A 14,962-nucleotide genomic window follows, 5' to 3' on the forward strand; every position below is an offset into this window, starting at 1 on the left:
TACCCAACCCATCTCCCATGTATTACGGCTATTTTAATGGTACGATTGCCCCTACTGACCAGCTTGCCGTTGGCGTTACTGATCTCAGTCTGCTTCGGGGCTATGGGCTGTTTGATTACTTTCTGACTTATAACGGTCGCCCGTTTCAGTGGGACTGGTATTGGGAGCGGTTCCAGAACTCTGCTTCTCGGATGCATTTGCCCCTGCCATTGAGCAAGGATGAAACATACGCCATCGTCATGAATTTGGTGGAGCGTAGCAACGAAGCGAGCCTGAAAACCGGTCTGACCAGCCTCAATGATCTGGCCTTTCGGTTTATCCTGACCGGCGGATACTCAGCCGATAGCATCAGTGTGGTACGACCCAACTTACTTATTCTGGCGGAAATGATTCATCCAACGCCCACTATTCAGTATGAGCAGGGTATCAAGGTGATTCTGGATGAGTATGTTCGGGAGATGGCCGAAGTAAAAAGTACTGATTATAAACGGGTTATTCTTATGGCCGAAGCCATTCGGGCCGCCCGAGCCTCCGATTTGCTGTACCAGAAAGGCGGTGAAATCAGCGAATTGAGCCGAAGCAACTTTTTCATTGTGAAAGGTGATCGGCTCATTACGCCAGACCGGCACATCCTGCATGGGATTACCCGAAAAACGGTCATTCAACTCGCACAAAGCGATTTTCAGGTCGATGAACGACCCGTACTTTTGTCTGAACTTTACGACGCCGACGAAGCATTTACAACCAGTTCGACCAAAAAAGTGCTGCCCATCACTCAAATTGGTGATTTGACCATTGGTGATGGCTACGTTGGGCCAAAAGCTAAATTTTTGCTGGAACGCTTCGATGAGCTAGTGAAAACCTGGTAATGCTTAGACCTTAGAGGGATCTTCTTCAAAGGAATCCCTTATAAGCCGGGCGTATTTCTGTATCGTTTCTTTCGTTATGTGCGCTTCCTGACCAATGCGGCCAAGACAGGGTAGACCTGTATAATTTAAAATAAACGTTTCTGAAGCCGGAACGGTCGGACCATTGAACAGAATGCCCAGCAGCGGAATGTTGCGACCTCGACAGGCATCAACCGATAGGAGTGTATGGTTGATGCTACCCAGATAATTTCGCGATACGAGTACGACGGGCAAACCTAGTTTCTGCACCAAATCAATCGATAGGTCGTGGTTATTAAGCGGCACCATCAGGCCACCGGCTAGCTCGATAACCAGTGCATTCTGGGTTTCCGGAACAGTAAGCTTTTCCAGTTCAATAGTGACACCGTCTATCTCAGCCGCAGCATGGGGCGACAATGGCTGCGTAAGTCGGTACGCTTCCGAATGGAAATACGTCGTTGGATTACTGATCAGCCGGCGCACCGTATCCGTGTCTGAATCATCCAGCCCCCCCGATTGAATTGGTTTCCAGTAATCGGCCTGCAGGGCTTCAACCAGCACCGCCGAAGCAATGGTTTTCCCAATCTCCGTGCCAATCCCGGCAACAATTAATGTCTGCTTAGTCATTGGTTGAGTTATCTGCTAAGGCCTTTTTTAGAATAGCCAGCAGGTTATCTATTTCGTTTGTTGTATTGAACGCATGAATACACAGGCGCAGCCGCTCCTGTCCTGCCGGAACCGTAGGGCTCAGAATAGCCCGTACATCCAGCCCGATTCGTTGCGCTTCAGCAGCGACAGCCCGAGCCCGCTCATTTCCCGCAATGAGCAGACATTGAATCGGCGACTGGCTATCGGTCCAGGTTGTATCGGGTAACACCTCTCCTACACGCTGGCGAAAATAAGCAAGCTGTTTGTGGAGTTGATGCGAAGCACCGGGATTCTGTTCTACGTGTGCATGCGCACAGCGAATGGCCAGCAGGCTATGAGGAGGTAGCGCAGTGGTGTAAATAAAAGGCCGGGCAAAATTAATAAGGTACTGCCGAAGTATAGCCGGTCCGACGACAGCCGCCCCATGCACGCCCAGGGCTTTTCCGAAGGTATGCACCCGGGCAAAGACACGGTCCTGTAAGCCCATCGCCACCACTAATCCTTCTCCCCACTGGCCATTTGGCCCGGACCCGTACACACCCGTTGCGTGGGCCTCGTCGACAAGTAAAGCCGCTCCGTACTGATCACAGAGGTCAGCCAAGTCAGTTAGCGGAGCCCTGTCGCCGTCCATCGAATAAACCGACTCCACGGCCACGAAAATCTGGCCATCCTGCCGGGCTGCCTGTTGAAGCTTTAGGGTCAAATCGGCCAGATCATTGTGCTTGAATCGATCACGTGTGGCATAGCTAAGCCGTGCTCCGTCGATCATACTGGCGTGGATCAGCTCATCCGTCAGCAGCGTATTACCCGCTTTCGGCAGGCAGGCCAGCAAGCCAATATTGGCGTCGTAGCCTGAATTAAAAATAAGAGCTGCTTCTGTCCGATAAAATTGAGCTAGCTCCTGCTCCACCTCATCGGCCAGCGTTGACTGGCCCGCCAGTAATCGCGAACCCGTGGCACCCGTACGGAAAACATCGCTGTGTAGATCCGCCTGTTGAATAGCCTGCCTGAGCGATGCAGATCGGGCGAAACCCAGGTAATCGTTGGAACAAAAGTCGACAAATTCATCAGCCGTTCGGAGCTGCCGTAGCAAACCCGCCTGCTGATAAGCTGCTATTCGTTCTGATAAGGTTTGGTTTATTGAGCGTGTCCCTATAAGCATAGCCACAAAGGTAAAACGCACACAGGAAGGGTTGACTACAATTTACCATCAATCACGAAAATGTGCGTAAGTACCTAGTTATCCACAATCTAATTGTGGATAACTAGGAAATAAAGACTTATTCGCCAAAAAATGTACACGAATTAGGCCCAAAACTTATTTACAAATTAACTTATCAACTTGCTAGCCATTGATTTTAAGCACTATTTTTCCGAACTGCTTACCGGAATCCATTTTTTTCATGGCCTCTTCAATCTCATCGAGCGGCAAAACCTCATCCACAACAGGCACAATTTTATGCGTATCGACAAACGAAAGCATGTCGGCAAATTCATGTTCAGTGCCCATCGTTGACCCATAAATAGACAGTTGCTTGAAAAACACTTTGGGTGGAAGAATGTCGGTAATATTTCCGGTTGTTCCTCCGAAGAACGCGATCCGCCCTCCCGGTGCGGCCACATTGATCAACTTAGCGAAGCCTGAGCCACCAGCACTATCAATAATAACGTCGAAACAGCCACTCATCACTGAATTGCTGCTAGCTCCGCCCGCCTGGGACATAAGCGTTTTAGCCCAGTCTGGGTCGCGGTAATTGACGCCACCCGTAGCCCCTAGTGCCTTCGCCTTTGCCAGCTTCTCTTCAGACCCTGATGTTACCCAAACTTCGGCGCCTGCACTAACGGCAAATTGCAACGCAAATAAGGCCGCTCCGCCACCAATACCTGTGATGAGTACCTTTTCGGGTGTGCCAGATGTATGCAGGGCCGCCCGCGTCATGAGTGCCCGCCAGGCAGTCAGCCCCGCCAACGGCAGAGCAGCCGCCTGCTCGAACGACAAGTGCGCAGGCTTAGGGTGAATATAGGCCTTCCCGACCACTATATATTCGGCAAATGTGCCCTGATCAGGCATACCCAAAATCCGAAAATCAGGCCCATAAAATCGTGGATTATCGCCCCAATGCATAGCTGGATTGATAACAACGGCCTGTCCACGCCAGGCCGTATCCATGCCTTCGCCAACGGCCATCACGGTACCTGCGCCATCGGAACCCAGAATAGCGGGCAGTTTGATCCCTGGATATAACCCTTGCTGAATAAATACATCGCGGTGATTTAAAGCCGCTGCGTCTATTTTCACAAGGACTTCACCGGGCCCAGCCGTGGGCATGGGTGCATCAATACGTTGTACTGGCTGATTCTTTTCGGCAAGCAAAATTGCTTTCATGAGCTGATGCGTAAACTAGGAGATGAATTTATAACGAAATACCTGACTTTTGTGCAGATTAAACAACGTAAGTCGATAATGATAACGTATCGAAAGGCAAGTATTGATGATACGGAGCCTATTGCCCAGCTCCATAGCCTGAGCTGGCAGCAAAACTACAGGGGTATTTGGAAAGATGAATTTCTGGATGGCAATGTACTCGAAAATCGGCGCTCGGTCTGGCAGCACCGCCTGAGCCAGCCAGCGGCTAATCAGCATGTTATTGTTGCGGAAGCTAACCAATCAATTTGTGGATTCGCCTGCGTATATGTAGACAATGACGCCGTTTGGGGAACGTTACTCGATAACCTGCACGTTCTTAAAAACCTGAAAGGACAAGGAATTGGCACGCATCTTATCAAATCGGCGGCTCGCTGGGCGTCCTCTATAAACCCGAATTCAGGTTTTTATTTGTGGGTATTACCGCAAAACCATAGTGCCCGAAAATTTTACGAAAAGTTAGGTGCCGTTAACCAGGAACTGGTTTCTCTGGAAAGTCCGGATGGCGGTCAATCAGACGCCTGCCGGTATGTGTGGCCAGCTATAAATACATTACTTACATAGACAACGACTATCTCTTATGATTCGTTTTTTTAACGAAGACGTTCCTTACAAACTCACTCAGAAGCGGGTAATTTCTCAATGGCTGAAAAAGCAGGCAGAACAGGAAGGCTATCAAGTTGGGGACTTAAATTACATTTTTTGCTCCGACGAGCATGTGCTACAGGTTAATCGAGATTACCTGCAACACGATTATTACACAGACATTATCACCTTTGATCAAAGCGAAGAGGAAGACATACTAGAGGGCGATATTTTTATTAGCGTTGATCGAGTTGCCGACAATGCCAGCCAGTTAGCCGTTACAGCCGAGCAGGAAATGCATCGAGTACTAGCCCACGGCATGTTGCACCTGTGCGGTTACGGCGACAAAACCGATGGAGAAGAAGCCCAAATGCGCGCCAAAGAAGATGAATGGTTAAAACAACTCCAGCAAATGTTGTAAGGAAAAGTAGTAGCTGATGCAGGGAAACAGGCTGTAAAGCAACCATTTAACCCGCCGTCATACCTCCATCCAACTGAATCGCCTGACCTGTACAAAAGGTGTTTTCAGTAGAACAAAGCCACAAAATTGTCTGGGCAATTTCTTCCGGCTGCCCAAAGCGGCCCATAGGAATCATCCGGCGCATTCGTTCTTCCAGGCCGGGTGCGGTCGTGATGAGTTCATCGAACATGGTAGAATGAGTATATACCGGGCAAACGGCGTTAATGTGAATGTTTTGCCGTACGTATTCCAGGGCGGCTGTTTTGGTCAATCCAATAACAGCGTGTTTGGCAGCACTGTAAGGTGCCCCCATTGGCATTCCCCGAACTCCTGCAATACTGGACACATTCACGATTTTGCCGCTGGTCATAGACCTACCAGCTCTCGATTTTTCGGCGGCTTGCTGAGCAAGCATCTGCCGTATTTGAATCTGCATACCATAAAATACCCCACCCACGTTAACGGCCATCATCTGGTTAAAATCGTCCGGCGTTTGCTCAACAAATCGCCCGTATTTCCCTCCAATACCCGCGTTATTAATGGCAATATCCAGTCGGTCGAAGGCTTTAATGGTTTGCCTGATAGCGAATTCGATTTGGGCGGGATCGGCCACATCGCACCGAACAAATAGCGCTTCCGCTCCCAACTGCTCCATTTGCTTAACTGTTTCCTGGCCATTCGTTTCGTTTATTTCGGCAACCACTACGCGGGCCTTAGCCTTTGCGAACGCCAGTGCCGTTGCTCGTCCAATGCCTGACCCAGCCCCCGTAATGAAGGCAACCTGCTTTGTAAAATCCGACATGTTATTGTTGCTTCGTCAACGGTAGTTCACGCTCAAATTAACAGTATTTTATAACTAATGAATATTTTCCTAAAAATTTCACTATTGATTTTTCTGAACAATAATCATCAACACTACTAGCTGTTAGCACCATTCTTAAGTAGACACCTACTATTGTTTTATAAATTTACAGATTGTCTTTTTCTATGAATATTTCAAATATTTACAACACAACCTGCTGATTTTCAATGTAATGATATAACATTCATTAGTATTAAAATTTGTTTGTCTATTATTAAAAATCTTTAGTTTCATGGTTCGCGTAGATATGAGCGTCTTGGTTGACAAATAGCCAGGCTTACACTTAACTAGTTATACTCAATGGAAAACGTTACAAATCGGCCTGAGACGACAACTTCGGAGGCCGCTGCCAGCCGTCGGTCGTTTCTGCGAGTAGCAGGAGCAGCAGCCGTAACAGGTGGCTTGCTAACAGCTTGCTCCAATGCGGATCAAACTTCTGTAGTACCTGCTAGTGGCGCTCGTGCCGCTGGTCCAATGGTTTCATTACCAACAGGAGACAATGGTATCCTTGGCTTTGCTTACGTACTGGAACAGCTTGAGGCTGCTTTCTACGAAATGGTGCTTGCCAAACCTTACCCAAACATGTCATCGGCGGATCAGATGTTGTGGATGGATATCCGTGGCCATGAAATTATCCACCGCGCCCTTTTCAAAGCTGCGGTTGGTGCCTTGGTACCACAATTGACATTCGACTTCTCGAGCATCGACTTTAACAGCCGTGCCTCTGTATTAGGGGCTGCTGAAGCGTTCGAGAAAGTAGGCGTAGGTGCTTATAACGGCGCTGGTAAGTACATCAAAAATGCAGATTATCTGACGCTGGCCGGTAAAATCGTTTCGGTTGAGACTCGCCACCATTCAATCCTGCGCGAATTGCAATACCCTCATTCAGATGCGTTTGCTGGCCCAACGATCGTTACGAGCGATACCGGTCTGCACCTTGCTTACGAGCCAACGTTCGTATTGCCAATCGCACAGAAATACATCTTTGAAACAATCGACGCAAGCGCATTAGTAAGCAGCCTCGCATAAACCACTCAACTCCAATGAACTTACAGAACATACTTAGCGAAATTGAGAAAGTGGATGGCGAGATTTTTGATCGCTTAGCCCACGTCTCGCGTCGGGGTCTATTTAGCTCCCTAACAAAGAAAACCATTGCCGCAGCTGCTCCAGCCATTATGGCTTCTGCACTGACGAAGGCTTATGGCCAGTCGAGTTCACTACCACAGGGCGTAAAAGACGTACTCAACTTCGCGCTTACTTTAGAATATCTGGAGTACCGCTTTTATGACGCAGGTCGTAACTTGTCGATGATCCCGAACGACTACAAAGCTGCGTTTGAACTGATCCGTCAGCACGAACAAGTACACGTACGTCTGTTGAAATCAGTTCTTGGCGCTGATGCCGTAGCGGAACCTAAGTTTGACTTCTCGGCTAAAGGCACATTTAATGATACGTTCAGCAACTTCGCTACGTTCTCGGCCATTGCTCAGACACTGGAAGATACAGGCGTTCGCGCTTACAAAGGTCAGGCCCCTAACTTGATGCCAGCACCCGCCATTCTGCAGGTTGCGCTTCAAATTCACGCTACCGAAGCCGCTCACGCAGCAAACGTACGGTATATGCGGGGTCAGAAAGGATGGATCACGGGTGGCACTGCCGCTTTGCAAGGGCTTCCTTTAGTTGTAGAAGGCAACTATAAAGGTGAGGAAAACCTGACGCAGGCTGGTGTAAACCTGGCAACAGCACTGGCTGGCGATTCGCGCGTCACGGCTCAAATGGTTAGCCAGGCGTTTGATGAACCGCTCAGCAAATCTGACGTTCTAGCGCTTGTTACGCCTTTCCTGGCCTAACGGACACGAATACTCTATAAGCAAGAAGCCGCTGGTCAGATGATCAGCGGCTTCTTGGCTTTTATAAAATAGAAGCTACAAACCAAAGGCAGACAAGGTCACGAACTCGTTCACGCGTTGGTTGATCTCCTCCTTCGTCAGATTCATGATTCGTTCAGCACCAAATTTCTCGACACAAAACGACGCCATCGCTGAGCCATAAATGATCGCCCGCTTCATGTTGTCGAAGGAAATATCATCCGTTTGGGCCAGGTAGCCGATAAAACCACCTGCAAACGTATCGCCTGCGCCGGTTGGATCGAATACTTCTTCGAGTGGCAATGCTGGAGCAAAGAAGGTTTTGCCCTCACTGAACAAGAGCGCTCCGTGCTCACCTTTTTTGATAATGACGGTTTTAGGACCCATTGTCTGGATTTTTGCTGCAGCCTTTACCAGCGAATATTCCCGCGTCAGCTGGCGGGCTTCTTCGTCATTAACAACCAGCACATCGACCAGCTTAAGCAGGCTCATCAGGTCAGGATTGGCAATTTCGATCCAAAGGTTCATTGTATCCAGCACGATTAATTTAGGTCGCTCGTTTAAGCGCTCAATAACCATTTGCTGAATGGACGGAGCTGTGTTTCCCAGCATTAAATACGTGCAGTCCTGATACGATTCAGGAATTTTCGGATCAAAATCCTCCATCACGTTTAGTTGCACTTCCACCGTATCGCGGGTGTTCATGTCATTATGGTACTTACCCGACCAGAAGAATGTCTTTTCCCCTACCCGGATTTCTAACCCTTCGGTATTGATTCCGTGCTGATTGAGGTCGTCGATCATTGTCTGTGGAAAATCGTCACCAACGACAGCCACCAGATTATTGTCTTTCGTGAAGTACGAAGCCGAGAGGGTAATGTAGGTAGCGGCTCCACCAATAATTTTGTCGGTTTTGCCAAATGGGGTTTCCAGGGCATCGAATGCGACGGAACCAACGGTAAGTAAGCTCATTTTTACAGATTTTGGTTTGTGGTTTGTGGCTATCTGCCCTGATTATGAACAAAAAATCACAAACTGGTTAACTTCACTTCTTCCGCCCAATGACAGGACAGCGCTTGAATGGTTTGGTCTCGTCGAATAACTTACGATAGGTAATGTGCGTCTTCACAATTTTTGAGCCTAATTGACTCACAAACCGCACCATGATCGGGTTGAAATCACCTACCCAGTTCATTTCCAGCTCCGTATACTGGAAGTTGGGATTGTTATCGGCTTCGTGAGGCATTCGCAAGGCAATAGCGGCTTCAACCCCTTTCCCCTGATGCTCTGGCGCCACACCAAACACAACGCCAAAAGCCTTATGGTTGGTTTTTAGCAACATATGCCACAGAAACTTCAGCTTGCCTATTAAATCCAGCTTACCGTTTACGTGTTTGAATACCTGGTTGAGTTCGGGCAAACAGACAAAGAAAGCAACGGGCTCGCCCTGATAATAAGCAAAATAGATAATTTTTTCGTCGATGACCGGCTTCAGCTTCTGCATAAGTAACTGCGCCTGTGCAGCCGACATTTCTTTTACGCCACTATGACCACCCCAGGCGGCATTATAAATATGCCTGAACTGTTCAGCGGCTGCGGGCAGTTGCTTTTTATCAATCGTACGAAAGCTGTAATCCGGATTTTGAAAAATACGCTGGGCCCGGTCTTTTACGGCCTGCGACATATCTACTAGTTTCGACCAGGTGGTCGGAATACCAAATGTGTATTGCTTAAAATAGTCTTTAAACCCGTAACTCTCGAAGAAAGGAATGTAATAGGCTTTGGTATAGGGCATACAATAGTTGGGTTCTCTGTCGAACCCATCCACCAGCAGCCCCCACCAGCGATCACGGTCGCCAAAATTGATGGGCCCATCCATAGCTTCCATACCCCGGCTTTGCAACCAGGCTTTCCCGGCATCGAATAGCCTGAAAGCGGCCGTCTGATCGTCAATACACTCAAAAAAACCTAATCCTCCTGTAGGCTGATCATTGTCGAGATTGGCAATTTCATGGTCAATGAAAGCGGCCACCCGGCCAATGGTTTCCCCTTTGTCGTTCAGCAGTAAATATCGAACGCATTCGCCATGCTCAAATCGCTTATTGCGTACGGGATCGAACACTTCTTCGACATCGGTATCCAGTGGCCTGATCCAGCAGGAGTCAGCCCGATAGAGACGTACGGGAAACTGAATGAATTCTTTCTTATACCGGGCATTTTCGCCTACCTCAACTACCTGCATTTCAGAACCGGAACGGGTCTATTATCAAAACAAAACGCGAATATAGCCAAAACCATTCGGGCTACCGTTTTCCAACGAACAATCCCTAACTTTGGGCACTCGTTTTTATCTGTTACGGGTCCGTCAAACGGAGGAATCCCATTCAGAAATAGACAAGAAAAGGCAAAAAGATTCTTCCTTCGTCGGATCAGGCGAATGGAAAACATGACTAAAAAGAGAATGCAGCCACTTCAGGTATACAATACCCTATCGCGCAAAAAAGAACTGTTCGAGCCTCTCAACGCCCCTTATGTGGGCATGTATGTTTGCGGCCCTACTGTCTATAACTATGTTCACCTGGGCAACGTCCGCACGTTTCTGACCTTCGACACGCTGTATCGCTACCTAACATTTATTGGGTACAAAGTGCGTTACGTCCGCAACCTTACCGACGTAGGGCACCTGGTCGGCGATGGCGATGAGGGTGAAGACAAGATTGGCCGGATGGCCAAGCTAGAAAAGGTCGAGCCTATGGAAATCGTACAGCGCTTCACGAATGATTTTCATACCGTGATGGCACAGTTCAATACCATTCCGCCTAGTATCGAACCAACAGCCACAGGACACATGGTTGAGCAAATCGAAGCCGTTCAGACATTGCTGGCCAATGGATTAGCCTATGAATCAAACGGTTCGATTTATTTTAATATTGAAGAATATAATAAGCGGGGCGGTAATTACGGGAAACTTTCGGGCCGGATTCTGGACGATTTATTGAACGAGACCCGTGAGCTGGATGGTCAGTCGGAGAAGCGGAGCCCCCTGGATTTTGCTCTCTGGAAACGGGCATCTCCCGAGCACCTGATGCGCTGGAACTCCCCCTGGGGCGAAGGCTTCCCCGGTTGGCACCTGGAGTGTACCTGCATGAGTACGAAATACCTGGGCAAACAATTCGATATTCACGGGGGTGGCATGGACCTCAAGTTTCCGCACCATGAGTGCGAAATTGCGCAGGGTGATGGCCTTACCGGACATGATCCGGTCCGGTATTGGATGCACTCCAACATGCTGACCGTAAATGGCCAGAAGATGTCGAAGTCATTGGGCAATTCGTTTTTACCGGCGGAGCTTTTCGCGGGTAGCCACTACCTGCTCGAACAGGCCTATAGCCCCATGACGGTGCGTTTCTTTATGCTACAGTCGCACTATCGCAGCACACTCGATTTTTCGAACGACGCTCTTAAGGCAGCCCAGAAGGGCTATCGGCGGTTAGCCAATGGCTTGCGAGTTGTGAAAGCGATGACCTTTCAAGCTGGTGAAGGAGCCGTTGACAGCGCCAAACAGCAGGACATTCGGCAAGCTGTTCAACAGTTTTACGATGCCATGAATGACGACCTCAACACGGCCGTCGGCATTGCGCAGTTGTTTACCTTGCTGAAGTACATCAACATGCTTTACCTCAATCAGCTTCAGGCGTCGGCTCTAGGCGAAGAGGTTTTTACTTTACTGAAGGAGTCATTTATCACGTTTATGCACGATGTGCTTGGCTTACTCGAAGAAGGTACCGATAATCAACCTGTGCTGGAAGGCTTGCTGACTCTGTATCGCGAGTATAAGGAACAGCGGCAATACGACAAGGTAGACCAGATTCGTTCGTATTTTAAAGCGCAGGGACTGGCTATCAAAGACATGAAACATCAGATTGACTGGGCCTACGAAGAGTAGCGTCTGGGCCAAGCTCCAGCCTGGCCTAAGTAGAAAAATGACGGGTTAATCTGGAGATTGGCCCAGACTTACTTGAATGACTAAATCGTATTATTTTCTTATTCCAGCCTTGTTGCTGCTGTCGGCAGGCGCCTGTCGAACCAAGCAATCGCAAAGCGACGCCACGCAGACGACGGAGCAACCGGCCACAGCTACTGTCTCGGCCCCGGCCTTTAACGCCGATTCTGCGTATAGTTATGTTGATCGCCAAGTGGCCTTTGGGCCGCGAGTGCCTAATACGCCCGCTCACGTACAAACGGGAAATTACCTGGCGGCTAAGCTGAAGCAATTTGGTTGTGAGGTAACGGAGCAATCGTTTGTGGCAACTACCTGGGATGGTAAGAAACTGAACGCCCGAAACATTATTGGAAGTATCAATCCTAAAGCAACCAAGCGTATTGTTCTGGCCTCGCACTGGGATTCGCGCCCGCATGCCGATCAGGATGCCGACGTGGCCGACCAAAAGAAACCCGTCACGGCGGCCAATGACGGAGCCAGTGGTGTTGGTGTTTTACTCGAACTGGCCCGCACCATCCAGCAAAGCCAGCAAAAGCCAACCGTGGGCATCGACATCGTTTTCTTCGATGCTGAAGACTGGGGAAACGGAGAAAAAGCCAGCAACGATTTTGAGAAAGAGAGCGGCAACCAGTTCGACTACATTGGGTTTTGCCTGGGATCACGCTACTGGGCCAAAAACCTGCATAAGCCCGGCTATTCGGCCTATTACGGTATTTTGCTAGACATGGTTGGTGCTAAGGGAGCCACTTTTGCGAAAGAAGGTCTTTCCGTGCAGTTCGCGCCGACGGTTGTGAACAACGTTTGGCAAACGGCCAGTCGGGCGGGATATAGCCAGTATTTCGTTGATTCGCCCGGTGGCCAAATTACGGACGACCATGTAGCGCCGAACACCATTGCCAAGATTCCGATGATTGACATCATTCACACAAACATCGGTACGGGCGGTTTCTTCCCCGCCTGGCATACCGCTGAAGACAACATGAGCAACATTGATCGGGGGACACTTAAGGCGGTCGGTCAAACGCTGCTTCAGGTGCTTTATAACGAACAGTAATACTAACCAGAAAGGCCCCGATTGATCGGGGCCTTTCTGCTGCATGAACAGATTATGAGATTCTTATACGTACTACTTGCGGCTGCACTAGTTAGTGGCTGTTCGCCAGCTCCTGACCAGTTTGGTAAGCTAAATCTAAAAAAATGGCGTGGCGACCGGGGTGGATGTACTGGTGTCCGAAGAACCCTTGAACCCGATTTTAGGGCTGAGATTCAAAACCTAAAAGGGAAAACAGCAAATACGATTGGCGAATTACTCGGCCGGCCCGATGTTAATCAGATTGCCGACCGAAATCAGAAATTCTACGTTTATTTTCTCGAAAAAGGTCCCCATTGCGATCAACCCGGCGGCAAATCAATGAGCCGGTCAGTGGCCATTCGAATGAGTGCCATTGGTCTGGCCACCGAAATTACGTTCCAGAACGGGATTCCATGAAAGGAACTTATGTACCCACGGGCTTTAGCCCGTGTTTGCACACATAAAAACGCGGGCTAAAGCCCATGGGTACATTATATATAAAACTTTTTCCGCTCGATCATCTCCTCGACTACATCTGGCACCATGTATCGAATGGAACGATTGGCCCGGATACTTTCCCGAATAAACGTCGCCGAAATGTCCAATAAGGGCGCTTCGACTAACCGAACATTTGGGTGCGTTTTAAACGTACTCTCTTTACTTTTCGGTCGCGGATATACGTACAAGCCGTAATATTCCAGAATCTTATCGTAGTTTTTCCAATTAGCAAACTGCTCGAGGTTATCCTCACCCATGATAAGCCGGAATGTATGCTGTGGGTATTTCTCATTAAGCCGGGTCAACGTGTCGATGGTGTAGCTGGGCTTAGGCATCGAAAACTCGATGTTTGTTGCTTTTAAGCGACTATTATCCGCAATAGCCCGTTCAACCATATCCATACGGTCAAATTCATGCAACAGGCTTTTGGTCTTTTTGAAAGGATTTTGGGGCGACACCACAAACCAAACCTGGTCAAGATCAGTCGTCGTGGCCATTGTGTTGGCAATAATCAGGTGACCAACATGAATGGGATTGAAGGAGCCAAAAAATAAGCCGATTTTCATAGCAAGTATTAGAAGCGAGAAGCGAGGAGAAAAAATGTACGCTAAGCCCTTAACGCGCCAGCCATTCTCGCTCCTCGCTCCTACTACTATTAAACCACCGTCCCTTTTGCCGGTACCTTATTTTCATTCACAAAATCGTCGACCAGCTTTTGGGCCTTCTGCAGTGATGTTTCCAGGTCGTCATTCACGAGAATGACGTCGAAACGGTCCTGAAAACTCATTTCAAAGTGGACTTTAAAGAGTCGTTTTGACAGGCTTTCTTCGGTTTCTGAACCCCGGCCGATCAGGCGCTGACGAAGCGTTTCTTCATCCGGCACTTTTACAAAAACGGCCAGGGCTTTATCACCGTAGTATTCTTTCAATTTTAAGCCACCCTGTACATCGACATCGAATAACACATGTTTTCCGCTATCCCAAACGCGCTGGATTTCAGACTTCAATGTGCCGTAGAAAGCGCCCACATAGACTTCTTCCCATTCCACAAACTCATTTAAATCGATCTTATGTTTAAACTCTTCCGGTGTTAGGAAATAGTAGTCTTTGCCATTTTCTTCGGCCCTACCCCGGCGATCGCGCGTGCAGGCTGAAATGGAAAAGCCAAGATTTTCCTTTTCGGCAAGTAAGTGTTTGACAATGGTCGTCTTGCCCGAACCAGATGGGGCAGAAAAAATAATGAGTTTACCGTCCACGGTAGTGCTGAATTGGGGGGTATATAATAAAATTGGGGTAATTAAGGGTGCCAGAAGCATTACCCTAATTACCCCAACTGAAAATGGCTGCTACTTAACTGAACGTTAGAATTTTGGTTTTGATCCTTTCCACGAGTTGATCGGGGCAGCACTTCTTTTCCATTCGTTTCGTTAATAACTCTTTGACCTCTTTTTCGAGGTGATACATTTGGATACACGGTTGGCAGGATACCAGATTTGCTTTCAATCGGGCGAGTTGCTGTTCTGTGGCTTCCCCATCCAAAATTAATTGGATCATCTTCAGGCAGTCAGCCTGGTGGCTGCAATGTTCTTTCATCTCGGGCTTCGCATCTGATGAAGATGAGGGTGACAATGACGTTTGCATTGGAAAAATTT

The 14,962-nt window shown here is 48.5% G+C and carries 17 protein-coding genes; 8 read left to right on the forward strand and 9 right to left on the reverse strand.

Annotated elements, in window-relative coordinates; all coding sequences use genetic code 11:
• The first annotated feature begins 17 nt into the window (after positions 1 to 17).
• The gene (locus SD10_RS26795) at positions 18 to 869 is read left to right on the forward strand and encodes an aminotransferase class IV (RefSeq protein ID WP_046578322.1); all 852 of its coding nucleotides are present in this window, start codon (positions 18 to 20) and stop codon (positions 867 to 869) included.
• A 3-nt stretch (positions 870 to 872) separates the two neighbouring features.
• On the opposite strand, the gene bioD is transcribed toward SD10_RS26795, so the two are convergent.
• From bioD to SD10_RS26810, 3 genes are all read right to left on the reverse strand, one after another.
• Complete coding sequence (gene bioD / locus SD10_RS26800) at positions 873 to 1,514, reverse strand: dethiobiotin synthase (RefSeq protein WP_046578324.1); 642 nt, start codon at positions 1,512 to 1,514, stop codon at positions 873 to 875.
• A complete protein-coding gene (locus SD10_RS26805; protein WP_046578325.1) occupies positions 1,507 to 2,697 on the reverse strand; it encodes an aminotransferase class I/II-fold pyridoxal phosphate-dependent enzyme in 1,191 nt (396 codons plus the stop codon). The genes bioD and SD10_RS26805 overlap by 8 nt, the downstream gene beginning before the upstream one ends.
• Before the next feature lie 183 nt (positions 2,698 to 2,880).
• Positions 2,881 to 3,921, reverse strand: coding sequence for a quinone oxidoreductase family protein (locus SD10_RS26810; protein ID WP_046578327.1), 1,041 nt, complete (start codon positions 3,919 to 3,921; stop codon positions 2,881 to 2,883).
• 6 nt (positions 3,922 to 3,927) lie between these two features.
• Between SD10_RS26810 and SD10_RS26815 the strand changes: the two genes are divergently transcribed.
• Together SD10_RS26815 and ybeY are read left to right on the forward strand one after the other, a co-directional pair.
• On the forward strand, positions 3,928 to 4,524 hold the full coding sequence (locus SD10_RS26815; protein ID WP_227699079.1) for a GNAT family N-acetyltransferase: 597 nt from the start codon (positions 3,928 to 3,930) through the stop codon (positions 4,522 to 4,524).
• Positions 4,525 to 4,540: 16 nt separating this feature from the next.
• Entirely contained in the window at positions 4,541 to 4,966 is a 426-nt protein-coding gene (gene ybeY / locus SD10_RS26820) for an rRNA maturation RNase YbeY (RefSeq protein ID WP_046578329.1), read from the forward strand.
• A gap of 46 nt (positions 4,967 to 5,012) precedes the next feature.
• On the opposite strand, the gene SD10_RS26825 is transcribed toward ybeY, so the two are convergent.
• A complete protein-coding gene (locus SD10_RS26825; protein WP_046578331.1) occupies positions 5,013 to 5,807 on the reverse strand; it encodes an SDR family NAD(P)-dependent oxidoreductase in 795 nt (264 codons plus the stop codon).
• Between the two features lie 360 nt (positions 5,808 to 6,167).
• Between SD10_RS26825 and SD10_RS26830 the strand changes: the two genes are divergently transcribed.
• Both SD10_RS26830 and SD10_RS26835 read left to right on the forward strand, forming a co-directional pair.
• Positions 6,168 to 6,896: a ferritin-like domain-containing protein gene (locus SD10_RS26830; protein ID WP_046578333.1), complete on the forward strand. Its 729-nt coding sequence runs from the start codon at positions 6,168 to 6,170 to the stop codon at positions 6,894 to 6,896.
• Positions 6,897 to 6,910: 14 nt separating this feature from the next.
• A complete protein-coding gene (locus SD10_RS26835; RefSeq protein WP_046578335.1) occupies positions 6,911 to 7,720 on the forward strand; it encodes a ferritin-like domain-containing protein in 810 nt (269 codons plus the stop codon).
• A gap of 75 nt (positions 7,721 to 7,795) precedes the next feature.
• Here the strand turns inward: SD10_RS26835 and SD10_RS26840 are convergent, their stop codons facing one another.
• Both SD10_RS26840 and SD10_RS26845 read right to left on the reverse strand, forming a co-directional pair.
• The gene (locus tag SD10_RS26840; RefSeq protein WP_046578336.1) at positions 7,796 to 8,710 is read right to left on the reverse strand and encodes a PfkB family carbohydrate kinase; all 915 of its coding nucleotides are present in this window, start codon (positions 8,708 to 8,710) and stop codon (positions 7,796 to 7,798) included.
• A 73-nt stretch (positions 8,711 to 8,783) separates the two neighbouring features.
• The gene (locus tag SD10_RS26845; protein WP_046578337.1) at positions 8,784 to 9,980 is read right to left on the reverse strand and encodes a hypothetical protein; all 1,197 of its coding nucleotides are present in this window, start codon (positions 9,978 to 9,980) and stop codon (positions 8,784 to 8,786) included.
• A 219-nt stretch (positions 9,981 to 10,199) separates the two neighbouring features.
• Here SD10_RS26845 and cysS point away from each other — a divergent pair, with 219 nt between their 5' ends.
• From cysS to SD10_RS26860, 3 genes are all read left to right on the forward strand, one after another.
• A complete protein-coding gene (cysS, locus tag SD10_RS26850) occupies positions 10,200 to 11,684 on the forward strand; it encodes a cysteine--tRNA ligase (RefSeq protein ID WP_046578339.1) in 1,485 nt (494 codons plus the stop codon).
• A 76-nt stretch (positions 11,685 to 11,760) separates the two neighbouring features.
• Positions 11,761 to 12,795: a M28 family peptidase gene (locus tag SD10_RS26855; protein ID WP_046578340.1), complete on the forward strand. Its 1,035-nt coding sequence runs from the start codon at positions 11,761 to 11,763 to the stop codon at positions 12,793 to 12,795.
• A 54-nt stretch (positions 12,796 to 12,849) separates the two neighbouring features.
• Positions 12,850 to 13,230, forward strand: a complete 381-nt coding sequence (locus tag SD10_RS26860; protein ID WP_046580204.1) for a hypothetical protein — start codon at positions 12,850 to 12,852, stop codon at positions 13,228 to 13,230.
• Positions 13,231 to 13,304: 74 nt separating this feature from the next.
• On the opposite strand, the gene nadD is transcribed toward SD10_RS26860, so the two are convergent.
• From nadD to SD10_RS26875, 3 genes are all read right to left on the reverse strand, one after another.
• Positions 13,305 to 13,877: a nicotinate (nicotinamide) nucleotide adenylyltransferase gene (nadD, locus tag SD10_RS26865; protein ID WP_046578341.1), complete on the reverse strand. Its 573-nt coding sequence runs from the start codon at positions 13,875 to 13,877 to the stop codon at positions 13,305 to 13,307.
• Between the two features lie 89 nt (positions 13,878 to 13,966).
• Entirely contained in the window at positions 13,967 to 14,566 is a 600-nt protein-coding gene (gene gmk, locus SD10_RS26870; RefSeq protein WP_046580206.1) for a guanylate kinase, read from the reverse strand.
• Positions 14,567 to 14,660: 94 nt separating this feature from the next.
• A complete protein-coding gene (locus tag SD10_RS26875) occupies positions 14,661 to 14,903 on the reverse strand; it encodes a hypothetical protein (RefSeq protein ID WP_046578343.1) in 243 nt (80 codons plus the stop codon).
• Positions 14,904 to 14,962: the final 59 nt, after the last annotated feature.

Origin of the sequence: Spirosoma radiotolerans (assembly GCF_000974425.1) — a bacterium.
Taxonomy (GTDB): domain Bacteria; phylum Bacteroidota; class Bacteroidia; order Cytophagales; family Spirosomataceae; genus Spirosoma; species Spirosoma radiotolerans.